Annotated in this window: 19 protein-coding genes; 12 read left to right on the top strand and 7 right to left on the bottom strand. The window is 66.3% G+C overall.

What is annotated here, in order from left to right; translation table 11 throughout:
- The 6 genes from NVV90_RS09750 to NVV90_RS09725 all read right to left on the bottom strand — a co-directional run bounded on the left by NVV90_RS09750 (position 1) and on the right by NVV90_RS09725 (position 8,319).
- Positions 1–1,386: an acetyl/propionyl/methylcrotonyl-CoA carboxylase subunit alpha gene (locus NVV90_RS09750; protein ID WP_258440942.1), complete on the bottom strand. Its 1,386-nt coding sequence runs from the start codon at positions 1,384–1,386 to the stop codon at positions 1–3.
- 12 nt (positions 1,387–1,398) lie between these two features.
- Positions 1,399–2,973: an acyl-CoA carboxylase subunit beta gene (locus tag NVV90_RS09745; RefSeq protein ID WP_258440941.1), complete on the bottom strand. Its 1,575-nt coding sequence runs from the start codon at positions 2,971–2,973 to the stop codon at positions 1,399–1,401.
- A gap of 2 nt (positions 2,974–2,975) precedes the next feature.
- Positions 2,976–5,198 carry an acetate--CoA ligase family protein gene (locus NVV90_RS09740; protein WP_258440940.1) on the bottom strand — a complete coding sequence of 741 codons (2,223 nt, stop codon included), beginning with the start codon at positions 5,196–5,198 and terminating at the stop codon, positions 2,976–2,978.
- A 283-nt stretch (positions 5,199–5,481) separates the two neighbouring features.
- Entirely contained in the window at positions 5,482–6,384 is a 903-nt protein-coding gene (locus tag NVV90_RS09735) for a LysR family transcriptional regulator (RefSeq protein WP_258440939.1), read from the bottom strand.
- A gap of 208 nt (positions 6,385–6,592) precedes the next feature.
- Entirely contained in the window at positions 6,593–7,444 is an 852-nt protein-coding gene (locus NVV90_RS09730) for an ABC transporter permease (RefSeq protein ID WP_258440938.1), read from the bottom strand.
- A gap of 41 nt (positions 7,445–7,485) precedes the next feature.
- Entirely contained in the window at positions 7,486–8,319 is an 834-nt protein-coding gene (locus tag NVV90_RS09725) for an SDR family NAD(P)-dependent oxidoreductase (protein WP_258440937.1), read from the bottom strand.
- Positions 8,320–8,716: 397 nt separating this feature from the next.
- Here NVV90_RS09725 and NVV90_RS09720 point away from each other — a divergent pair, with 397 nt between their 5' ends.
- From NVV90_RS09720 to NVV90_RS09700, 5 genes are read left to right on the top strand one after another with little or no spacing between them, the layout of a single operon-like run.
- The gene (locus NVV90_RS09720) at positions 8,717–9,556 is read left to right on the top strand and encodes an ABC transporter ATP-binding protein (RefSeq protein ID WP_258440936.1); all 840 of its coding nucleotides are present in this window, start codon (positions 8,717–8,719) and stop codon (positions 9,554–9,556) included.
- Positions 9,549–10,361, top strand: coding sequence for an alpha/beta fold hydrolase (locus tag NVV90_RS09715; protein ID WP_258440935.1), 813 nt, complete (start codon positions 9,549–9,551; stop codon positions 10,359–10,361). The genes NVV90_RS09720 and NVV90_RS09715 overlap by 8 nt, the downstream gene beginning before the upstream one ends.
- A 49-nt stretch (positions 10,362–10,410) precedes the next feature.
- Entirely contained in the window at positions 10,411–12,324 is a 1,914-nt protein-coding gene (locus NVV90_RS09710) for an NAD(P)/FAD-dependent oxidoreductase (protein ID WP_258440934.1), read from the top strand.
- Between the two features lie 45 nt (positions 12,325–12,369).
- Entirely contained in the window at positions 12,370–13,230 is an 861-nt protein-coding gene (locus tag NVV90_RS09705) for an alpha/beta fold hydrolase (RefSeq protein WP_258440933.1), read from the top strand.
- Positions 13,230–13,940, top strand: a complete 711-nt coding sequence (locus NVV90_RS09700; protein WP_258440932.1) for an SDR family NAD(P)-dependent oxidoreductase — start codon at positions 13,230–13,232, stop codon at positions 13,938–13,940. Before NVV90_RS09705 ends, NVV90_RS09700 begins: the two co-directional genes overlap by 1 nt.
- A 140-nt stretch (positions 13,941–14,080) precedes the next feature.
- Here the strand turns inward: NVV90_RS09700 and NVV90_RS09695 are convergent, their stop codons facing one another.
- Positions 14,081–15,154 carry a YeiH family protein gene (locus NVV90_RS09695; protein ID WP_258440931.1) on the bottom strand — a complete coding sequence of 358 codons (1,074 nt, stop codon included), beginning with the start codon at positions 15,152–15,154 and terminating at the stop codon, positions 14,081–14,083.
- A 120-nt stretch (positions 15,155–15,274) separates the two neighbouring features.
- Here NVV90_RS09695 and NVV90_RS09690 point away from each other — a divergent pair, with 120 nt between their 5' ends.
- The 7 genes from NVV90_RS09690 (at position 15,275) to NVV90_RS09660 (ending at position 22,011) form a co-directional block, all read left to right on the top strand.
- Entirely contained in the window at positions 15,275–16,156 is an 882-nt protein-coding gene (locus NVV90_RS09690) for a LysR family transcriptional regulator (RefSeq protein ID WP_258440930.1), read from the top strand.
- 154 nt (positions 16,157–16,310) lie between these two features.
- Positions 16,311–17,513: an acyl-CoA dehydrogenase family protein gene (locus NVV90_RS09685; RefSeq protein ID WP_258440929.1), complete on the top strand. Its 1,203-nt coding sequence runs from the start codon at positions 16,311–16,313 to the stop codon at positions 17,511–17,513.
- Positions 17,514–17,579: 66 nt separating this feature from the next.
- Positions 17,580–18,806, top strand: a complete 1,227-nt coding sequence (locus NVV90_RS09680; RefSeq protein WP_258440928.1) for an acetyl-CoA C-acyltransferase — start codon at positions 17,580–17,582, stop codon at positions 18,804–18,806.
- An 11-nt stretch (positions 18,807–18,817) separates the two neighbouring features.
- A complete protein-coding gene (locus NVV90_RS09675) occupies positions 18,818–19,615 on the top strand; it encodes an enoyl-CoA hydratase/isomerase family protein (protein ID WP_258441131.1) in 798 nt (265 codons plus the stop codon).
- Entirely contained in the window at positions 19,612–20,499 is an 888-nt protein-coding gene (locus NVV90_RS09670; protein ID WP_258440927.1) for a 3-hydroxyacyl-CoA dehydrogenase family protein, read from the top strand. The genes NVV90_RS09675 and NVV90_RS09670 overlap by 4 nt, the downstream gene beginning before the upstream one ends.
- A gap of 47 nt (positions 20,500–20,546) precedes the next feature.
- Entirely contained in the window at positions 20,547–21,707 is a 1,161-nt protein-coding gene (locus tag NVV90_RS09665) for an acyl-CoA dehydrogenase family protein (protein WP_258440926.1), read from the top strand.
- A 31-nt stretch (positions 21,708–21,738) separates the two neighbouring features.
- A complete protein-coding gene (locus NVV90_RS09660; protein WP_258440925.1) occupies positions 21,739–22,011 on the top strand; it encodes a hypothetical protein in 273 nt (90 codons plus the stop codon).
- The last annotated feature ends 145 nt before the right edge of the window (positions 22,012–22,156 follow it).

Genomic DNA, 22,156 nt, shown 5'->3' with positions numbered 1-22,156 from the left:
TCATGCACTCCTTTTGGCCAGCTTGGCCTGTTCTTTGAGTCGTTGCTGGATTCGCTCCACCAGTCCGGTGTCGTAGCGTCCATCAGTGAATTCTTCGTCGGAGAGGATCTCCTCGAGGAAGGGCTGGTTGGTGACCAGTCCCTCGATCTCGAACTCCTCGCAGGCCTTGATGGCCCGTGCCAGTGCTTCCTCGCGGGTTTCCCCGTACGCGCAGACCTTGGCGATCAGCGAGTCGAAGTGCGGGGTAACCTCGGTCCCGGCCGCGTAGCCGGAATCCACGCGGATTCCCTCGCCGCGTGGTTCGGTCCAGCCGTCGATCGGGCCGGGGCGCGGGAAGAACTTCTTCGGGTCCTCGGCGCAGATGCGCAGTTCGATCGCGTGTCCACGGAACACCGGGTTGAAGTCCGCCGTGGTGGTGCCGGAGGCGGCGATGCTCAGCTGCTGCTCGATCAGGTCGATGCCGTGGGTGAGCTCGGTGATGGGGTGCTCGACCTGGATACGGGTGTTCATCTCGAGGAAGACGAAGTCGCCGGTGCGGGTGTCGAGCAGGAACTCGACGGTGCCCGCGTTGCGGTAGCCGACCGAGCCTGCGGCCGCGATGGCCGATTCGATGAGCCGTGCGCGGGTCTCCGGGGCCAGGTACGGCGCCGGGGATTCCTCGATCAGCTTCTGGTGACGGCGCTGCGTGGAGCAGTCGCGCTCCCCCAGGGCCACGATGGTGCCGTCGTCCAGGCCCAGGACCTGGATCTCCACGTGGCGTGCGGACTCGACGAAGCGCTCCACGAAGACGCGGTCGGATCCGAAGCTGCGCTCGGACATCGACTTGGTGTTCTCGAAGGCCTTGCGCAGCTCGTCGGCGCCGTGGGCCACGGCCATGCCGATGCCGCCGCCGCCGGCGGAGGCCTTGACCATGACCGGGTAGCCGACGCGTTCCGCTTCCTCGACGGCCTCATCGCCGGTCTTCAGGGCTGCGCCTGCGTCGCCGCTGATCGGCACGCCTGCAGCCGCGACGGCGCGGCGGGACTCGACCTTGTCGCCCATGACGTCAATGACGTCGGCCGAGGGGCCTACCCAGGTCAGGCCGGCGTCGGCGACCTCGCGGGCGAACCCGGCGTTTTCGGCCAGGAACCCGTAGCCTGGGTGGATGGCGGTGGCGCCTGCTTCCTTGGCGATCGCGATGATCTGAGCGCGGTCAAGGTAGGACTGCACCGGCACGTCGCCCTTGAGTTCGATGGCCACGGAGGCCTCGGAGACGTACGGCAGGCCTGCATCGACCTTGTGGTAGACGGCGACGGTGCGGACACCGAGGCGGTTTGCCGTCTTGATGATGCGCCGTGCGATTTCGCCGCGGTTGGCGATCAGCAGGCTTTCCGGAAATGCATTCACGGTGGTCTCTCCTTAGAAGCTCGTCGGCCAGGTGCGCAGCAGGTGTTCGCCCACGCCGTTGCTCCGGGCCCGGTAGTGGTCCTTCAAGGCACCGAGGATGAACTCGCGCGTTTCCGACGGATCGATGACCTGCTCGAAGCCGAAGACCTGGGCCACGTCATAGGCGGTGGTGCCTTTGTTCATCTCCGCGAGGCGCAGCTCGTACATCTCGGGGTCGCTTTCGGGGGTGATGCCGTGGACCACGGAGACAGCCGAGGTCGGATCCATGAAGCTGACCTCGGAAGACCACCAACCGGCGGTGGCGTCGGCGGTGCCGCCGCCACCCATGTTGATCAGGGCCTGGCCGTAGTTCTTGCGCATGGTGACAGCGATCTTCGGCACGGTGACCAGTGAAAGGGCGTTCATCCAGTTGATGATCTTGCCGGCAACCTTGCTTCGCTCGGCCTCGAGGCCGATCAGGAAGCCCGGCTGGTCAACGAGGTGGATGATCGGGATGTTGTAGGAGTCGCACAGGACCAGGAAACTGGTCGCCTTGTCGCAGGCGGCCCCGTCCAGCGCGCCGCCCTTGAACATCGGGTTGTTGGCGATGATGCCGACGGACTGGCCGCCGATGCGGGCCAGCGAAGTCACCAGCGACTTGCCGTAGCGGGCCTTGATCGGGAAGACGGAGCCGGTGTCGGCGACGATGTCGATGACCTTGCGCACGTCGTAGGTCTGGGTGCGGGACTCGGGGACGATCGACTTGATCTCCTCCGCACGCTCGCCGGATCCGTGGGGAACCGGCGCGAGCGGCGGGGTCTCGCCATTGTGCGAGGGCAGGTAGGAGAGGAAGCGGCGGATCAGTTCGATCGCTTCCTCGTCGGTGTCGGCAACGGCATCGGCGAAGCCGGTGACCTCGGCGTGCATCTTCCAGCCGCCGAGGTCCTGGGCGTCCACCTGCTGGCCGGTGGCGCGTGCCACCAAGTTGGGGCTGGACACAGCGAGCACAGCCCCCTTGCGGAAGACCGCGAAGTCGGAAGCCATGGTGTGCCAGGCGGCCGAACCGAAGCAGTAGCCGAAGGCCGCGGAGACCCACGGGCTTTCACGCTGGCGCAGGAACCGGGTCTTGCCGCTGGCGCTGCCCATGCCGGTGCCGCCCATGGCGTCGGGCATGCGGACGCCGGTGGATTCCGAGAGGTAAACCAGCGGCTGGCCGGTCTTGACCACCAGCTCCTTGAAATGGGCCATCTTCTTGTTGCTGATCGGCGAAGAGGATGATCCCTTGACGGTGAAGTCGTAGGCGACAACGCTCGCGCGTCGGCCGTCAACCTCGCCCGTGCCGGTGATCTTGCCGTCGGCAGGGGTCTTGTCGCGGTCCGCCGGAACGGCCGAGGTCACGAACAGCCCGCTTTCGCGGAACGTCCCCGGGTCCAGCAGCAGCGCGATGCGCTCGCGTGCGTTAAGTTCGCCCTTGGCCGCGCGGGCCTCAAGCTTCCTGCTGCCGCCCATGGCCAGCGCCGCTGCACGCTTCTTCTCGTGCTCCTGCTCGCGGGTCAGCTTGGCTTCCTCGATCTCGACCACGTCGGTCTTGATTGCTTCGGTTGTCATCTCTACTGCCTTCCGTCTGCGCCGAGCGACGCCTGGTGGATCTGCTTGCTCTGTTCAAGCACTGCCCGTGAGGCCAGTGCCGCGTCTTCGAAGGCCCCGAAGACCGGGATGCCGATCCGGCGTGCGCGCCGGGCGTAGCCCGCGATCATGTCGCCGGTTCCCTCGCTGCCGTCGGACTTCAGCACCAGGAGCTGGTGGGTGTTCGACTGTGATTCGTCGCGGGCCGCGGCGATCGAGTCGATGATGGTTCCGGTCACGTCGCCGTGGGTGGCCCCGAGGTTGCGCTGGATGATGCCCACGTTCAGGTGAGTGATGAGCACCGCGGGTTCGCTGCCTGCCAGGACGACCTTGAGGATGTCCGCTGCAACGCCGCCGCTCTTGACGGCCAGTGTTCCGGCCGGAACGTCGATCGGGTTGTGGAAGCCGTTGCCCGGCGGAACCTCAAGGGATTCCAGTTCGGCGATGACCGATTCCGGCAGCGGCCGGGTGGAGATGCCCTGGCGGTCCAGTGCGTCGGCGCCGAGCACGCTGGCCCCGCCGCCGTTGCCGAAGAGGACGGCCTCGTTGCCGTTCGGCTTGACGCTGAGGTCAACGGTCGAGAGTGCGTGAAGCGCGGTTGCGAAGTCGGCGAGCGAATCGACCAGGGTGATTCCGGCCTGCCGGGCCATGGCCGGCCACAGGCGGTGGTTGCCCGCCAGGGCGCCGGTGTGGCTGGTGGCGGCGCGGGAGCCGCCGCTGGTGCGTCCGCCCGCAAGCAGCACTACGGGCTTGCGGGTTTCGGCCGCGTCGAGCACGTCCAGGACCTCGCGGGCAATGCTGAGGGATTCCAGGTACAGGCCGATGACGTTGACCTCGTCGTTGCCCAGGTGGGATGAGACGAGTTCGGCGGCGCTGACATCGGCGCTGTTGCCGATGCTGACCACCGAGTGGAAGTCGATGCCGCTGGCGGCGCCGACGCGCAGGATGTCCACGCTCAGCCCGCCGCTCTGGGAGACCACTGCCGTGGTTCCCGGGGTCAGCGGGGCCTCCGGGACGAAGGAAAGCTTTCCTGCCGAGGCGTGGGTGCCGAGGCAGTTCGGGCCGATCAGGCGGATGCCGGCCTCGCGCACCGTTGCGACGAGCGTGGCTTCAAGTTCCTTGCCTTCTTCGACCTCACCGAAACCGCTGGAAACGACCTGGGCGAAACGCACTTTGCCCGCGCCCTGGCCCAGGGCTTCGGCGACGCGCGCCCCGGGCAGTGCCACGAAGGCGTAGTCAATGGATTCATCCACGTCGGCGAGCGAGGCGACGGTGGGCAGGCCCTCGATCTCGTCGGCGGCCGGATGGACCGGGACGATGACGCCGTCGAAGCCGCCGGCGCGGAGGTTGCGGATGAACCGGTTGGCGAGGTTGGGGCGCTTGCCGCTGGCACCGAGCACCGCGATGCGGCGGGGGTGGAAGAGCGGGGAGAAGTCGGTGGCCTCGGCGTTGCCTGCTGCGGAACCTTCCGTTTCAGCGGCTTCGGAGCCGCCGACGACGAAGCGTGCGTCGACTGCCACGGCGCGGGTGTCGGAGACGATGATCGGGTTCAGGTCGATTTCGACCACGTCCGCTGGCAGCGAGGCCAGCAGGCCTCCGGGGCCGGCGAGGCGGGAGATCAGGGTAACGAGCGCCGGGATGTCGGCCTTCACGCCGCCGCGTGCGCCGTTGAGCACTTTCATGCCGCGCAGCTCCTGCAGCATGTCAAGGATCTGGGTTTCGGAAAGGGGCGCCAGGCCGAACGCAACGTCTTCGAAGACCTCCACGAGAACGCCGCCGAGGCCGACCATGACGGTCCAGCCCAGTCCAGGTGCACGGACCGCACCAACGATGATTTCGTGGCCTGCGGGCACCATTTCCTCGACGAGCAGGCCATCGAGTTCGTGCCCGAAGGCGGCCAGGCTCCCGCGCATCTGCAGTGCGACGTCGTCGAGCTCGGGGCGGGTTACTCCGACCCGGACCCCGCCGGCGTCGGACTTGTGCACGAGCGTCGTCGAGATCGCCTTGACGACCAGGGGTTCGCGAAGGTGGCCAGGAAGTTCCTGGCCAACTTCGATCTCAACACCCTGGGGGGTGTCGATCCCGAAGGCCGAAAGCAGGGATTTCCCTTCGGCTTCGGTGAACATGGCCGATTCTCTGTTCTTGGCCTGGGCGATGAACTCGACGATGGTGTCGGGGCTACTCGTCTGGGCTGTCTCAACTAACAACTGGGGGCACCTCACTGGACGTCGGATCCGGGCGGCAAGCGGTCGCCCGGCGTGATTTCAGTCTCGTGAGTGAACCCGACCCCTGGGAAGGCCGCCAGCGCTGGCAGGGTGATACCACTGCGCTATCGGAGGTTGTCCACAGGGCGCGGCGGCAGGGCAAAAGCAGGGGTGAGGGGTACCGCAGAAGGCGTCAGCCGCCGTCGTGGGGGCACACGAAATGGCCCCGACGACGGCGGCATCACCGCCCATTGAAAAGCCGCCCTTTTCGGGGCGGCCCCGGCGGCTAGAAGGTCTTGGCGGCTTCGCGCAGGAGGCGCAGGAATGCCTGGACGGCCGAGGACCTGGCTTCGTCCTTCCTGACGATGGCCGAGGTGCTGGCATGGGCCCACTCGAAGGGAAGCGGAACGAGCGACACACCGTTCCCGCTCACGGTCGAATCGAGGAGCGTGTTCGCCATGCAGATGCCGACTCCGGCGCGCACCATGGCTTGGGAGGCCTCCGCGTTGGGGGTGGTGTAGACGATCCTCGCCTCGACGCCCTCAAGCAGCCGTTCCCACGCCACACGCAGGATGCTTGACTCCGCGGGGAAGATCAGCGGCTCCCCCTCCAGGTCGGACGGCTCGAAGTCATCCTTCTCGGCGAGCCGGTGGCCCTCCGGGACCGCCAGCACCAGCCTGCCCTGGATCAGGTCGATGTGGTGCAGCAAGGCGTCTTCGGCCGGGGTCAATTCGATGCCGGGCAGGCGGGTCACCAGGCCAACGTCGAGGTGGCCGCTGAGGACGCCGCGGACCACCTGCTTGGACGGGCCCTCGTCAACCTCGAAACGTACGTTGGGAAATTCGGTCAAGAGTCGTTTAACCGTCCGGGGAAGGATGGTCTGTGATCCAGCAGGCACCGTGCCGAGCCGCACGGTTCCCAGTTTCAGGCCGCCGATGGCGCTGGCTTCGGCGCGCAGCATTTTCTCGGCCTGGACCGCTGCGACGACGTGCGGCAGGATCCTGTCTGCCGCATAGGTCGGCCGGACCCCCTTGGCGCCGCGGGTCACCAGTATGACGCCCAAATCCTCTTCGAGCCGCTGCACTTGGTTGGTGATGGTCGGCTGCGAGATATCAAGTTCCTTGGCGGCTTGCCGGAACGAACCGGTTCGAAGCGCCGCCTCCAGGTAGCGCAACTGCGCAAATCTCATGGTGCCCTTTCTTGTTCCATTGCGGCCAAAGACCGCTGGTGGCCCACGTTACTCTGATCGCGTTCCCTTGCGAGGGGACTCGACAGTCACATTGGCGTTTGAACTGCCAGGTTCGGAGTACCGGTTAACCGACGCCGGCCAGGGCAGCGCCAATGCGTGCCCCGGCCGATGCCGCCCTACATTTGGTTGTTGCCGAGCCGAGGTCCCGCTACCGCGTCCACTTCGTCACGAGCTTCTGCAGGACCGAGATGGAAAGGTCCAGGACCATCGAGAGCAGGCCCATGGCGAGCAGGATGGCAAAGGTCTCCGAAACCTGGAAGTTGTTGGTCACCACCACCAGCCGCTGGCCCAGGCCGGTGTACGCGCCGACCATTTCCGAGACCACTGCACCGAGCACCGAGTACACCGCACCAAGCCGCAGGCCGCCAACGATGGACGGCAGCGCCGACGGCAGTTCGATCTTGAAGAAGCGCTGCTTGCGCGTCATACCCAGCGACTGGGTCAGCTGCTTGATGTCGTGGTCAATGCTCTGCAAGGCACCCATCGTGCTGGTCATCAGCACGAAGAACACGACGCTGAAGGCAACGAGGGCCTTCGGGCCGAACCCCAGACCGAACCAGAGGATGAAGATCGGCGCCAATGCCGGGCGCGGAAGGCTGTTCATCAGGGTCAGGAAGGGCCTGGCCGCGACATGCAGAACCTCGACGCGGGCGAAGATGACGCCGGCCAGGATGCCGAGGGCCGCACCGGAGACCAAGCCGGCCATGGCGCCGCTAAAGGTCGCGGTCACATCAACCCAGAAGGTCCCATCCCCCAATTGCTTGACGAAGGAGGTCCCGACCTCCCCCGGAGTGGAAACCAGCGTCGGATCCATGATCCCCTGACCCGTCACAAAGGACCAGCTGAAGACGAAGACGGCGAGCGCACCGATCCTCAGGGCCCAGACGGTCAGCTCCCGCTTGATCTTTGATCGGCGACGTTCCGCGAGGATCGTGTTGTCGTTGTAGGCCGGCGAGCCTGCGGAGGCGAGCAGAGTGTCCGCCTTGGCGATCGTTGCCATGTCAAACCCTTCCGTTGCGGTCTTCGGTAGTGCTGGATGAATCACGCATTGCGCGGTGCCCGGACGAGCTTTGAATCCAACGGCGAAGAGGTGTGCGGTCCGCCGGTGACCTGCAGGACCGTTCCGGTGATGAAGCTGGAGGCGTCGGAACACAGGTACAGGCAGGCGTCCGCGACTTCCTCCGGCAGGCCCACACGGCCCAGGGCCAGGAACTCACCGAAGGACTTCTCGACGTCCGCGTTGGCGAAGCGCGAGGACGGGGTCAGGGTGGCGCCCGGCTCGACGCAGTTGGCGCGCACGCCGCGGTCGGCCCATTCCCAGGACATGGTCTTGGTCAACGAGGCTAGCCCCGCCTTGGCGGCGGCATAGGCGCCCCGCATCGGGTGGGCATAGTTCGCCGAGCCCGAGCCAACGTTGATGATGTTTCCGCCACCCTGCTTCTCGAAGACGGGAAGGCAGGCGACGGAGACGTGGAAGGCGCCGCTGAGGTTGGTGCCGATCGTCGCGTTCCAGGCGTTGGCGGACAGGTCCTCGAGGCGTGCAGCGAAGTTGCCGCCGGCGTTGTTGATGAGGACATCGATGCGGCCGAACTCCTCAAGGGCGGCGCGGACCAGCGCATCGGCGGTCTCTGGTTCCTTGATGTTGCCGGTGACCACGATGGCCTTGCGTCCGAGTTCGCGGATCTGCCCGGCCTTCGCTTCGAGTGCCTCGGCCTTGCGTCCGTGCAGGACCAGATCGGCGCCGGCCTGGGCGAACTTGTCGGCAAGCGCCGAGCCGATGCCGCCGGAAGCGCCCGTCACAATGACGACCTGGCCGGTGAAATCGAATATGGTCTGGCCCGACTTCTTGCGGGTGTTGGTGGCTGTGTTCGTCATCTGACGTCCTCCTGGTTGATGCGCGCAACTGTGCGTGCGGCTGATCTCCCGCATGGCGGGCCCTCGTGGCAATGGTGCGTTTGAGAAAGCTTCCTTCCATTCGTGACCGGGAGCAATGTCCTAATCGCTATCGAGGCGATAGCCATGGATCAGGCCTGTCTTGGTTGACTCTTTTGCCGAGGTGTTCAACGATTCATGGACCAGTGGGTGACGTGCACCACAGGATCAGCCTTCCGGTTTCCTCGTGTTCATTGCTGTTCCAGCGTGATCATCCTTGGTGCCGGCTCAGCACAACGTCAGCCAACGAAGACTGCCAACCGGGTCGGCCCCGCAAATAACGACTGGAGCGACAATGCCCAATTCAACCCTCCGCTCAACCGGCGATAGTGAGACTCTCGTGACTGCAAGGGCAGCGCAGCCCACTGCAGCCAAAGGTGTTTCTGTCGAGTTCGAGAATGTGAACCACAGCTTCCTGCACGGCAACCGGCCGGTACGGGTCTTGGACAACTTCAACCTGCGGATCGAGCCTTCCGAGTTCGTCAGCATTGTGGGCCCGTCGGGCTGCGGCAAGACGACGGCTCTCGGCATGGTGGGCAACCTCTTGAAGCCCCGCAGCGGCACGGTCCGCATCGATGGCCACGATGTGCGCCCCGGAAGCAACGACGCCGCTTTCCTCTTCGCCCGCGACGCCCTTCTTCCCTGGCGCCGGGTCCGCAGCAACGTCGAGCTCGGGATGGAAATCCGCGGAGTGCCCAAGGAAGAGCGGCGCGAACGCGCCGAGGCCTGGCTCCGCCGCGTCCGCCTGCACGAGTTTGCCGACTCCGATGTCCTGCACCTCTCCCAAGGCATGCGGCAGCGCGTTGCCATCGCACGCACCCTGGTGCAGAACCCCAAGGTCCTGCTGATGGACGAGCCGTTCGCAGCCCTTGATGCACAGACCCGCGCGATCCAGCAGGAGGAGTTCACCCAGCTCTGGGAAGCTGAGCGGCCCACGGTCATATTCGTTACGCACGACCTCGAGGAAGCCATCCTCCTCAGCGACCGCGTTATCCTGATGGCCAGCCGGCCGGGCCGCATGGTGGTGGACATGAAGATCGAGCTCGAACGGCCGCGACGCCAGGAGATGCGCCGGGACTCCGATCTGTTCAAGTCCTATTTCCACGACATGTCCGATCGCCTTCGGAGCGAAGTCGAACTCGCCGAACAGCGCATCAGGGAGGAAAACCAGCATGGCTGAGACCCTGCAGAAGGTAGCGGGTGCCGATGGCACTTCGGTGGCCTATCGCCAGCACGGCAACGGCCCGCGCCTGATCACCTGCCTGCACTCCTTGGCGTTGGACGGATCGTGGTATGCACCCTTGGCCGAGGCGCTTGGCGGCGATTATCGGCTGCTCGCACCGGACTTCCGCGGACATGGCGAAAGCGCGCGCGGAGAATCCGCCCCCACGCTGGGACTCGTTGCACAGGACATCGCCGCCATGTGGGACGCCGAAAGCGTCGAGAGCTCGGTCATCCTGGGCATCTCGCTGGGCGGCATGGTGGCCCAGGCCGTCACCGGCAGCTTCCCCCACCGCGTCGACGCACAGATCCTGGTGGCAACGCGGGGGGCCTACGACGAAGCAGCGACCCGCGGAACCCTGGCACGCGCTGCCGAGGTCCGGGCCCCGAACGGGCTTGAACAGGCCGAAGAAATGACCATGCACCGCTGGTTCGGCGAAGGTTCGGGGAACGCCGCTGACCCGCTGGTGCGGCAGGCCCGCGCACAGTTCCTCGGGGCAGGCGGCAACACCATCGCCGAGTTTTTCGAAGCCATGACCCAGGTAGGCGAATTCCATACGGACTCGCCGCCGCCAACCCTGGTCATCGGCGGCGATGACGACCAGAGCATCCCCGGTGCGGTGATCGAACAGCTCGCCACCTCAATCAGAGGTGCCGAGTTGCGCTTTGCGAAGGGCGGACATCTGCTCGCCTTCGAGAACCCGCAGGAGGTCGCCGCAACGGTGCGGCCGTTCCTCGACAGCCTGGACTGCTGGACACGCTAACGGCCAACGAGCCCGCCGTCCTTTTTGACAACTGCCTTACGGAGAAGAAATGAACAAGACCCTGGAACGCAACTCGACGCAGGTCACCGAAGAAGGACTCGCCGCCCACCTCGCATCTGCCCAGGTGCCGGCGCTGGTCATGCTCACGGCCCACGTCACAGGAGACGCCTCGGTGCTGCGCGATGAATGGCGGCCGAACCTGAAGACGCTTCCGCTCAGCGGCCTGGATCCGGAAACCGAGGCGGAAGCCCGCTCTCGTTGCTTCGAACTGCTCGCACCTTTCCTGGCCACCCAGAACGACTGGGCAGCGGTCCCTGGCGAGCCGATGCGCCGGAAGATCGTCACCTGGCTGATGGGTGGGGAGAACGAGGACGCCCAGGTCATGGCCCAGGTCGCGTTCACCCCCAACAAGGTGGACCCGCGCCGGCCGGACTGGACACTGGACTCGGTTGCCCCGGACAGCGCCTTGAATGCGGTGGTGATCGGTGCAGGGTTCTCCGGCCTGTTGGCCGGCCTCCGGCTGAAGCAGGCCGGCGTTCCGTTCAAGATCATCGAGAAGAGCGTCGGAGTCGGCGGTACCTGGTGGGAAAACACCTACCCCGACTGCCGCACGGACGTCCGCAGCCACATCTACACGTACTCCTTCGTACAGCACGACTGGGAGACCCACTACGGCCGCCAGGACAGGATCCACGGCTACCTGCACCAGTTCGCTTCCGACAACGGCCTGCTCGAGCACATGGTCTTCGGCACCGAGGTCACAGCCACCCGCTGGGATCAGGAAACCGGAACCTGGTCCCTTGAAACCAAGACCGCCCAGGGCGTCGGGGAAACCATCGAATCCAACATCGTGGTCAGTGCCGTGGGCCAGCTCAACCGTCCTTCGATCCCCAACCTCCCGGGCTTGGATAGCTTCAACGGCCCGGTGGTGCACTCCGCGCAGTGGGACCACGGGATCGACTTCGCCAACAAGCGCGTGGTGGTCATCGGCACCGGCGCCAGCGCCCTTCAGTTCGCACCCGCCGTCGCGAAGGTCGCCGAGCAGGTCACCATCTTCCAGCGCAGCGCCCCCTGGCTGCGCCCCACGCCCGTGCTGCGCCAGGAAATCGAAAGCGGCGAACGCTGGCTGCTGATCAACCTGAACCAGTACCGGGCCTACTACCGCTTCTCCATCTTCCTGCCGCGCTTGATCGGCAACCTGCCGGCCGCCACGGTGGACCCTGATTTCCCGCCGACGGAGCTCTCGGTCTCTGCCGCCAACGAGGCGCTGCGCCAGGAGCTGACCGCCTATCTGGAGGAGCAGGCCGGGGACGATGACGAACTGCGCCAGCAGATCATTCCCAACTACCCGCCGGCGGCCAAGCGCATCATCTGCGACGACGGCACCTGGGTGAAGACACTCAAGCGGGACAACGTACGCCTGGTCAGCCAGGGCGTGAACCGCATCGACAAGGACGGTGTGTGGCTCGGCGACGAGCACGTCCCGGCCGACATCATCCTGCTCGGCACCGGATTCAAGGCCTCCGACTTCCTGCTGCCCATGTCCGTGGCGGGCATCGACGGCAAGGACCTGCATCAGACCTGGGGCATCGACGCCAGCGCCTATCTGGGCGTGACGCTTCCCGGCTACCCGAACTTCTTCTGCATGTACGGCCCCAACACCAACACGGTGGTGCACGGCAATCTGGTCTTCTTCCTCGAATGCCAGGCCAACTACATCATCGACGCCGTCAAGACGCTGGCCACCGGCGGACACCGCTCCCTCGCCCTGCGCGATGACGTGTTCGCCGTGTATGACAAGCAAATCACCACCGAAAGTGCCAAGCGCACCTGGGGCTGGTCCAAGACCCACTCCTGGTACATGAACGCCGAGGGCCGCTCCACCATCATGTGGCCGCTGCCTGCCCGCGAGTACTTCGAACGCACCAGCCGCGTGCGCGCCGAAGACTACAAACTCGGCTGACTCCCCATGACTTCCACCATCCGATCCTTTCCAACGGAGGCTGCTTTGCTCACCGAGACACCCTTGATCACCGAGACGACCGCGCTCGTCGCCAACCTGGAAACCCGTTTCCTTTCGGGAGGCCCCGACGACGGGGTTCCCGTCGTGTTCCTGCACGACGGTGCCTGGGGCGGCAGCTCCGACGTCACCTGGAGCCACGTCCTTCCCCTCGCGGCGGAGACGTTCCGCGTCATCGCCCCCGACTTCCTCGGCTACGGCGGCTCGGCCAAGTCGATCCGCGTGGACGTCTCTCCGTTCGCCTTCCGCATCCGCCACCTCTTCTCGCTGCTCGATTCCCTGGGCATCACCGAGCCCGTGCACATCGTCGGCAACTCGTTCGGCGGCTCGATCGGCCTGCGTGCACTGGCCGATGAGGGCTATCGGGACCGGATTGCCTCGGTCACCACAATCAACGGCACCGGCGGCCCGTGGAAGGCCCCGGACATGGCCAGGATCGGCGACTTCGACGGCACCCGCGAACGCCTCGAGGAAATCGTCGACATCCTGTGTGACCCCTCCGAGGACAAGGAAGCCCAGCTCGATGCGCGCATGCGCTGGGCCACCGCGCCCGGACACTTCACCGCCATGCGCGGACCGCACATGCCGGTTCCCGAGGCACTGAAGGTCGTGCGCCCGGCCGATCCGTTCCCCGCACCGCTGCAGGGCGTGGCCACCCCGGCCCTGCTCGTGGAGTGCACCGGCGACACGCTGCTGGAAAGCGGCTGGGCCATGAACCTCCAGGCCGAGCTCCCGAACGCCCGCGCCGTGCTCCTGCCTTATAAGCACTGCCCGAACATCACCCACCCACAGGAAACCTGGAACGTCATCGGCGCCTTCCTCGAATCGACCATTGAAGGCGGCAAGTAATGGCGGAAAGCGGCTCCTCCCCGGCACTGGTCCTCAGCGGCGGCTCCTCGGGCATCGGCGAGGCGCTGGCCGCGGATCTGAGAAACGGCTGGGACGTCACGTCAGTCTCCCGTTCCCTACCGGCCAACCCGCTGGACGGGGTCAATTATGTCAGCGGCGATGTCGCCGGTGACGCCCCGGCCAACGTGCGCGCGGCCCTGGCGGCGCAGGGCCGCACCAGCATCCACTCGCTGGTCCACTGTGCAGGCATCGGCGTTTTCGGTCCGTTCATGGACATGCCCAAAGCCGAGTGGGAACGTGCGCTGATCCTTAACCTGCACGGCACGCTGAACTTCATCCAGGGTGTCGCCGACCTCGTGGAGGATGGCGGCCGGATCGTACTGTTCTCCTCCGGCACCGTGTTCAAGGCCCCCGCGGGCGCCGCAGCCTACGCTGCGTCCAAGGCCGGCATCATCGGCTTCTCGCGCAGCCTCGCCGCGGAGATGGGTGAGCGGAACATCACCGTGAACGTGGTGGCCCCCGGGCTAGTGATCACCCCGCTGGCGGCCAAGCTGGCAGGCGGCGAGGAAGCGAACATCAGCACCCGTGCCATCAAGCGGGCGGCAGTGGTGGAGGACTTCGTGGGTCCCACCCGTTTCTTCCTCTCCCCTGGCGCCTCGTTCGTGACCGGGCAGACCCTGGTGGTCGACGGCGGTTCCATCCGCCGCTGACCCCTCAAGGCTTCGCACCAAAGGACTCCACGCCCCTCACGGGGCGTGGAGTCCTTTCGTTTCGGGCAAGGGGGCCCGTACCCTGGGCGCAAATATCCCCGGGCGATGGTTCGCCCGGGGATATTCTGCCTTCGACAGCGCTAGCCTGCCGGCGGGAAGAGGAGGGTCCCGGCCACCGCAACCACCAGGATCACCAGGGTCGCCACCGCCGCGAGCACCAGCGAGCGGCTGCCGGAGCGCATCAGCCCGCGGATGTGGACTCCGAGGCCGAGCCCGAACATTGCGGCGGCAAGCAGGAACGTCTGCGCCATCTGGGCCGCTTCGAGCAGCGGTACCGGCACCGTCCCCGTGGTGCGCAGCAGCATCGCCGCCATGAAGCCGACCACGAACAACGGAACGATCGGCGGCTTCTTGCTTTCCGCCACGGCGTGCTTCTTCCGCATGTAGATGCTCAGCCCGGCCACAATGGGGGCGAGGGTCACGACGCGGGCCAGTTTGACGGTCACAGCCACGGCCAGTGCGCTCGAACTGACCGCTCCCCCGGCAGCCACCACCTGGGCCACCTCGTGGATCGAGGCCCCGATGAGCATCCCGATGGCTTCATCGTCCATGCCGAAGAGCGCACCCACCGCGGGGGCGGCCGGGATCATCAAGGTGCCGAAGAGCACCACCAGGCCGATCGCCGTCGCCACTTGCTCCTGCTTGGCCCGGGTGGCGTTTTCCGTGGCGGCCACTGCCGCGGCACCGCAGATCGAAAATCCGGCCGCGATCAGCAGCCGTTGCGGCAATTCGATGCCCAGCCAACCGCCGATGATGAGCGTGGCCCCGAACGTCAAGCCGACGCAGAGCACCACCACCAGCAGCACGCCTGGGCCGAGCGCCAGGATCGTGGAGAGCGAAAGCTGAAGCCCCAGAAGCACGATGCCCAAACGCAGCAGCGCCTTGGAGGAGAACCCGACACCGGGGTGGAACGCCGCGGGGACCGGCAGCGCATTGCGCCAGAGAGCACCGAGCAGGATGGCAATCAGCAGCGGGCTGGCTCCGGGCAGCAGCCTGGTGCCGGCCATCGAGGCCGCCCCGCCAATGATGCATGCGGCGAGGCCGGGCAACAGTTGGCGGAATTGCTGAGCGTGCCCCACATCAGGACCCGGTTCGACCGCCTTGGGCGCGGTGATTTTCCCCGTGAAGTCGAGTGAGACGTCATTGTTTCGCATATTACGAAACATTTCATGCCCCGCATTTCCCCGGTAGGCACAGCCCGACCATCACGGACATATGATGTTGATATGGATGGCGCATCGGAGCGGAAGCCCGGGATAGAACATTGGATACAAATGTCTTCGCTCGCCCTCCTGGTGGGCATCGCCGACCACGGCAGCCTCAGTGCCGGTGCACGCGCCGTGGGCATGGCCCAATCGAATGCGACGCGGGCCGTGAAGACCCTGGAGCGGCGACTGGGTTACCCGCTGCTGTCCCGGGCAACCACCGGCTCGAAGCTCACCCCGGAGGGTGCGCTGACCGTCGAATGGGCGCGCGAAGTGCTCCAGGGCCTCAACACCCTGTGGACCGGCGCGCAGGCGCTGGCCGCCCCAGCGGACCGGGAGTTCACCTTCGCCGCGAGCATGACGGTTGCCGAGCATCTGGCACCGACGTGGATCGGCCGGCTGCATGAGGCCGATCCACGCATCAAGACCAGGCTGCGGGTCATGAATTCCAGCGAGGTCATTGCCGCCGTACAGAACCGCGACGTCGCCCTCGGCTTCGTCGAGACCCCGGACATACCCCCGCAGCTATCGTCCTTGACGGTGTGGAGCGACGAACTGGTGCTCATCGCCCCTCCCGGCCACCCCTGGGCCACGCGCCGGGAACCTGTCACCCTGAAGGAATTGGCGGCAACGCACTTGCTGGAGCGGGAAGCCGGATCCGGGACCAGGGCCTTCCTCGACGAGCGCGTCGGCGCAAACAGGGCCACGCCGATTGTGGAATTCAACAGCAATTCCGCCATCTGCCAGTCGGTCTCGGCCGGCATGGGGCCGGCAATGCTGAGCCGCCTGGCCGTGGAAGGATCCCTGCGAATGGGCAGTTTCACCGAGGTGCCCCTGCGCGAGGGAAACCTGGCCCGGAACCTGCAGGCCATCTGGAGCGGACCGGCCCCGTCGGACGGACCGGCGGCCATGCTGCTGGGCATCTGCGCACAGGCACGCACCGGCCTCTGAGAGGGCGACGCCCCGTTAACGCACTGTCCAGGCACACCATCGGACTATTGCATTTTTCGCAATAATGAGCACCCCAATAGGTATTGGACTGAAAGTAATCGCGATGGGATCGTTAGCAGCAGTTCAGTCAAGCTCAAGAACGGAAGCTGCCATCATGACCACCACAGTCGATCAGCACACTGCGACGTCGGACTACTTCCGCCTCGACGACGACCTCACCGCCGAGGAAATCACCATCCGGGACAAGGTCCGCGGCTTCGCCGAGCAGCGTGTCCTGCCGGTCATCAACGCCTATTGGGAGAAGGCCGAGTTCCCTGAGGAGCTCCTGCCGCCCCTGGCGGAGCTGGGCATCATCGGCACCACCATCCAGGGCTACGGATGCCCGGGAATGAGCCGCAAGGCCGCCGGCATGGTGGCCCGCGAGATGGCCCGTGCGGACGGCAGCCTCAACACCTTCCTGGGCGTCCACTCCAATCTGTGCATGGGCGCCCTGAACATCCTGGGCAGCGACGAGCAGAAGCAGCGCTGGCTCCCGGCACTGGCCCGGATTGAGAAGACCGGCGCCTTCGCCCTGACCGAGCCGGACCACGGCTCGGACTCCGTTGCCTTGGAGACCAGCGCCCGGCGCGACGGCGAGCACTGGGTCCTGAACGGCCACAAGCGCTGGATCGGCAACGGGCACGCGGCGGACGTCATCGTCCTGTTTGCCCGTAACACCGAAGATGGGAACGTCAACGCCTTCGTGGTCGAAAAGGACAGCGACGGCCGCTACCCCGCGGGCTACGCCCCCACCGTCATCACCGGCAAGGTGGGCAAGCGCGCCATCCTCCAGGCCGGCATCGTCATCGAGGAGATGCGGCTTCCCGCGTCCAACCGGCTGGAAGGCTGCCACTCGTTCCGCGACGTGGCCCGGGTCCTGCAGGCCACCCGTGGCGGCGCCGCCTGGGAGGCCGTAGGACATGCCATGGCTGTCTTCGAAATCGCCTCGGACTACGCCCAGACCCGCATCCAGTTCGGCAAGCCCATTGCCTCATTCCAGCTGGTGCAGTCCCGGCTGGCGAACATGCTCAGCGAACTCACCACCATGCAGCTGCTGTGCACCCGCATGGCCGAACTCGCGGACCGGGGCCAGCTCACCAACGCCCAGGCATCCATGGTCAAGATGGCCACCGCCCAGAAGGGCAAGTGGATCTGCAACGAAGCACGCGATCTGCTCGGCGGCAACGGACTGCTCCTGGAGAACCACGTCATCCGCCACATGACCGACATGGAAGTGGTCTCCACCTATGAGGGCACCGACTCCATGCAGGCACTCATCGTGGGCCGCGACATCACCGGCATCTCCGCCTTCAACTGAACGTCCTGATCCGCTGCCGCGGATCGCGACAGATCGACAGCGACACGAACTTAAGGAACCAAAACCATGGCTGAAGCATTTCTGATCGGCGGCGCCCGCACGCCCGTGGGCCGCTACGGCGGCGCCCTCTCGTCCGTCCGGGCTGACGACCTCGCGGCACTGACCGTGAGGGCCGCCGTCGAACGCGCCGGCATTGATCCCGCACTGGTGGACGAGGTCATCCTCGGCAACGCCAACGGCGCCGGTGAGGAAAACCGCAACGTTGCACGGATGGCCTGGCTGCTCGCCGGGTTCCCGGACACCGTTCCCGGCATCACCGTCAACCGCCTGTGCGCCTCCGGACTGTCCGCCATCATCATGGCGAGCCACATGGTCAAAGCCGGCGCCGCTGACATCGTGGTCGCGGGCGGCGTTGAGTCGATGAGCCGCGCCCCCTGGGTCATGGAGAAGCCCACCACGGCGTTCGCCAAGCCGGGGGCCGTGTTCGACACCTCCATCGGATGGCGCTTCACCAACCCCGCCTTCCTTTCCGGCGAGCTCTCCCGCGACGGCAAGGCCGCGTTCTCCATGCCGGAGACTGCCGAGGAAGTGGCACGGGTCTTCGGCACGTCCCGGGACGACTGTGACGCCTTTGCCGTCCGCTCCCACGAACGGGCACTCGCCGCTATCCAGGCCGGCCGCTTTGCGGACGAAATCGTGCCCGTCAGCGTGGCAGGGCGCAAGGGCGCCGTGACCGTCATGGACACCGACGAAGGACCCCGGGCCGGAACCACCACGGACGTCCTCTCCGGCCTCCGGCCCGTGGTCAAGGGCGGCTCCGTGGTCACCGCCGGCAACGCCTCCACGCTCAACGACGGCGCGTCGGCCATTGTGGTCGCCTCCGAAGCCGCGGTCAGGAAGTACGGCCTGGCGCCGCGGGCACGGATCCTTGAGGGCGGCTCCGCGGGCGTGGCCCCGGAGATCATGGGCATCGGCCCCGTCCCTGCCACGCGAAAGGTCCTCGGGCGCGCCGGCCTCTCGGTCGGCGACCTGGGCGCCGTCGAACTGAACGAGGCCTTCGCCTCGCAGTCGCTGGCCGTCATGCGGGAGCTGAAGCTGGAAGAAGACATCGTAAATTCCGACGGCGGTGCCATCGCCCTCGGCCACCCGCTCGGCTCCTCGGGGTCCCGCCTGGTGGTGACCCTGCTCGGGCGTATGGAACGCGAACTGGCCCGGGAAGGACGCAAGCTCGGCCTCGCCACGATGTGCGTCGGCGTGGGCCAGGGCACCGCCCTCCTGCTGGAAGGCGTGTAGTGACAGCGGTGATGAACGACGCCGGGACGGCGTTGGATGCCTCGGCTTTCGTAACGTTGCTGCTCGAGGAGCGCGGGGACCGGGTGGCGGTCCGGCTGGACCGCCCCGAGGTGCGCAACGCCATCGACCAGACCATGGTGGACGAGCTGCACGCTGTATGCGCCTACCTTGAGCGCGCGCCGAAAATCCTCATCCTGTCGGGAACTCCAGCGGACCCGGAGACGGGCGAGAAGGCCATATTCGCCTCCGGCGCGGACATCGCCCAACTTCGCGAACGCCGTCGGGATGATGCCCTGGCCGGCATCAACTCCTCACTGTTCGACCGGATCGCGAACCTTCCCCTGCCCGTGATCGCCGCCCTGGACGGCTACGCCCTCGGCGGGGGCGCCGAGCTCGCCTACGCCGCCGATTTCCGGATCGGGACCTCCGGCCTGCGCATGGGCAACCCGGAAACCGGGCTGGGCATCATGGCAGCAGCAGGTGCCACCTGGCGTCTTCGTGAGCTTGTCGGGGAACCCCTGGCCAAAGAGATCCTCCTCGCGGGACGCACCCTGACCGGCGAGGAATGCCTGGCCGCGGGACTGGTCACCGAACTCGTGGAACCCGGGGCCCTCCTCGACGCGGCCCACGCCCTGGCAGGGCGCATCGCACGCCAGGATCCCCTCGCGGTCCGCCTGACGAAGACCGTGTTCCACAGCCCGCGCGAAGTCCACCCACTCATCGACAACCTCACCCAGGGCCTGCTCTTCGAATCCGCGGCGAAATTCGACCGCATGCAGCAGTTCCTGGACAGGAAGAAGCAGTCATGACAAACAGCAACGAAGCAAGCCAGAACAGCCCCGCAGGTCTGCTCCCCGCCACCGTCGGCGTACTGGGCGGCGGCCGCATGGGCGCCGGCATCGCCCACGCCTTCCTCGTGAACGGCTCACGCGTCATCGTCGTCGAGCGGGACGAGGAAGCTGCCCGCGGCGCCCACCAGCGCGTCGCCGCATCCGTCGCGGCGTCGTTTGACCGCGGCCTCCTGTCCGGGGACCAGGCCGAGGTCCTCGCGAGGTTCGACACGGGCACCGACTACGCCGCCTTCGCCTCCTGCGAGCTCGTCGTCGAGGCGGTTCCCGAAGACGCAAAACTGAAGGCGACCGCACTCAGCGACGTGGCGGAACACCTCTCCCCGCACGCCTGTCTGGCGACCAACACCTCGTCCCTGTCGGTCAGCAGGCTCGCCGAAGCGCTGCCCACGCCCGAGCAGTTCATCGGCCTGCACTTCTTCAACCCCGTCCCCGCCTCCACCCTCATCGAGGTGGTTGTCGCGGAGAAGACCTCCGAAGAGACCCTCGCCGCCGCACGGCAGTGGGTAACGGCGCTGGGCAAGACCGCAGTCGTTGTCCGTGACGCGCCCGGCTTCGCGTCGTCCCGCCTCGGCGTCGCCATCGCATTGGAGGCAATGCGGATGGTCGACGAGGGAGTTGCCAGCGCCGAAGACATCGACAACGCCATGGTCCTGGGCTACAAACACCCGATGGGGCCGTTGAAGACCACCGACATCGTCGGGCTCGACGTTCGCCTGGGCATCGCCGAATACCTGCGCTCGACCCTCGGTGAGCGCTTCGCACCCCCGCAGATCCTCCGCGACAAGGTTGCGGCCGGGGAACTGGGCCGCAAAACGGGCAAGGGCTTCTACGACTGGAGCTGAACGCCCGCCCCGAGTACTCGACCACCCCCAGTGAAAGGCCCACACCCATGTCTGATCCCAGCGATCTGATTGATTTTGATGCCCTGCTCACCGCAGAAGAACGTTCATTGCGCGATTCCGTACGGTCCTTCGTTGACAGCGAGATCAAGCCCAACATCGCCGGCTGGTACGAAAAGGCCCACCTCCCGGTGGAGATCTTCCCGGAACTGGCCAGGCTGGGCCTGCTGGGCATGCACCTGAAAAGCTACGGCTGCGCCGGCCGCTCCGCCGTGGACTACGGGCTGGCAGGCGCGGAACTTGAAGCCGGGGACTCGGGTGTGCGGACGTTCGTTTCCGTGCAGGGATCCCTGGCCATGAGCGCCATCTACAAGCACGGCTCCGAGGAACAGAAGCAGGAGTGGCTGCCCCAAATGGCTGCCGGCGAGGCCATCGGCTGCTTCGCCTTGACCGAGCCTGCTGCCGGCTCGGACCCGGGCAGCATGACTACGTTCGCCCGCCGAGACGGGAGTGACTGGGTCCTCAACGGCTCCAAGCGATGGATTGGGCTGGCGTCCGTCGCCCGGTTGGCGATCATCTGGGCTCAGACCGACGACGGCGTGCGGGGCTTCGTGGTGCCCACGAAGACGCCGGGATTCACGGCCACCCCGATCGGACCGAAGCTGTCCATGCGGTCCTCCATCCAGTGCGATGTCGAACTCACCGATGTGCGCCTGCCCGAATCCGCGGTGCTGCCGAACGTCGTCGGACTCAAGGGTCCCCTCAGCTGCCTGAACGAGGCCCGCTACGGGATCATCTGGGGCGCCATGGGCGCCGCCCGTGACGCCTTCGAGGCCGCCCTGGACTATTCCAAGGGACGGCTGCCCTTCGGCAAACCACTGGCCGGATACCAGCTGACCCAACAGAAGCTCGTGGACATGGCACTGGAGATCAACAAGGGCTTCCTCCTCGCCCTGCACCTGGGCCGCAAGAAGGACGCCGGCACGCTGCAGCCGGAGCAGATCTCGTTCGGCAAGTTGAACAATTGCCGCGAGGCCATCAAGATCGCCCGCGAGGCCCGCACCATCCTCGGCGGCAACGGCATCACCCTCGACTACTCGCCGCTGCGCCACGCGAACAACCTGGAATCCGTGCGGACCTACGAAGGCACCGACGAAGTCCACACCCTCATCCTGGGCCACCGGCTCACCGGCGTCCCGGCGTTCCGCTGACCCGGAAGCCCCACTCGAAGGAGCCCGATTCATGCACACATTGAGGCGACGTGAACCCTATCTGATGACCCGGTGGAAGTACCTCTGGCGCAACGAGTTCGTCGAGCTGCGCCGGGAGCAACGGGTAACCGGCGCCGGCTGGGTGGACGATGTCAGCCCTGATGGCACCATCCTGTGGATCCACCTGGCAGGAGGAAGCGGCCGCGTCATGATCCACGTCGGCGACGGACTCGATATCTGGCGCGTGGATACGCGGATATTGCAAGACCGAAGGGCCCCAAATCCGGCAAGGCTTGCGAGCTAGGCCGGTCCGTGCTGTTGGGCGACGATGCGCAACAATAGAAGGGTAATGACAATGTCCAAAGCCACCATACGGCAAGCACCACCGGAGACAACGACGCCGCCGGGTCGAGAGTCACGCGCGAGGGCCTGGGGCCTGACGTCTGTTT

The sequence above is a fragment of the Arthrobacter sp. CJ23 genome, from assembly GCF_024741795.1.
Taxonomy (GTDB): Bacteria; Actinomycetota; Actinomycetes; order Actinomycetales; family Micrococcaceae; genus Arthrobacter.
This window is presented reverse-complemented; position numbering and strand designations above follow the sequence as displayed.

What these genes read in the sequence shown, in the direction of transcription:
- NVV90_RS09745 (WP_258440941.1), bottom strand. Translation starts at nt 2,973, where the DNA reads ATGACAACCGAAGCAATCAAGACCGACGTGGTCGAGATCGAGGAAGCC.
- NVV90_RS09735 (WP_258440939.1), bottom strand. Translation starts at nt 6,384, where the DNA reads ATGAGATTTGCGCAGTTGCGCTACCTGGAGGCGGCGCTTCGAACCGGT.
- NVV90_RS09730 (WP_258440938.1), bottom strand. Translation starts at nt 7,444, where the DNA reads ATGGCAACGATCGCCAAGGCGGACACTCTGCTCGCCTCCGCAGGCTCG.
- NVV90_RS09725 (WP_258440937.1), bottom strand. Translation starts at nt 8,319, where the DNA reads ATGACGAACACAGCCACCAACACCCGCAAGAAGTCGGGCCAGACCATA.
- NVV90_RS09715 (WP_258440935.1), top strand. Translation starts at nt 9,549, where the DNA reads ATGGCTGAGACCCTGCAGAAGGTAGCGGGTGCCGATGGCACTTCGGTG.
- NVV90_RS09710 (WP_258440934.1), top strand. Translation starts at nt 10,411, where the DNA reads ATGAACAAGACCCTGGAACGCAACTCGACGCAGGTCACCGAAGAAGGA.
- NVV90_RS09700 (WP_258440932.1), top strand. Translation starts at nt 13,230, where the DNA reads ATGGCGGAAAGCGGCTCCTCCCCGGCACTGGTCCTCAGCGGCGGCTCC.
- NVV90_RS09695 (WP_258440931.1), bottom strand. Translation starts at nt 15,154, where the DNA reads ATGCGAAACAATGACGTCTCACTCGACTTCACGGGGAAAATCACCGCG.
- NVV90_RS09690 (WP_258440930.1), top strand. Translation starts at nt 15,275, where the DNA reads ATGTCTTCGCTCGCCCTCCTGGTGGGCATCGCCGACCACGGCAGCCTC.
- NVV90_RS09685 (WP_258440929.1), top strand. Translation starts at nt 16,311, where the DNA reads ATGACCACCACAGTCGATCAGCACACTGCGACGTCGGACTACTTCCGC.
- NVV90_RS09680 (WP_258440928.1), top strand. Translation starts at nt 17,580, where the DNA reads ATGGCTGAAGCATTTCTGATCGGCGGCGCCCGCACGCCCGTGGGCCGC.
- NVV90_RS09675 (WP_258441131.1), top strand. Translation starts at nt 18,818, where the DNA reads ATGAACGACGCCGGGACGGCGTTGGATGCCTCGGCTTTCGTAACGTTG.
- NVV90_RS09670 (WP_258440927.1), top strand. Translation starts at nt 19,612, where the DNA reads ATGACAAACAGCAACGAAGCAAGCCAGAACAGCCCCGCAGGTCTGCTC.
- NVV90_RS09665 (WP_258440926.1), top strand. Translation starts at nt 20,547, where the DNA reads ATGTCTGATCCCAGCGATCTGATTGATTTTGATGCCCTGCTCACCGCA.
- NVV90_RS09660 (WP_258440925.1), top strand. Translation starts at nt 21,739, where the DNA reads ATGCACACATTGAGGCGACGTGAACCCTATCTGATGACCCGGTGGAAG.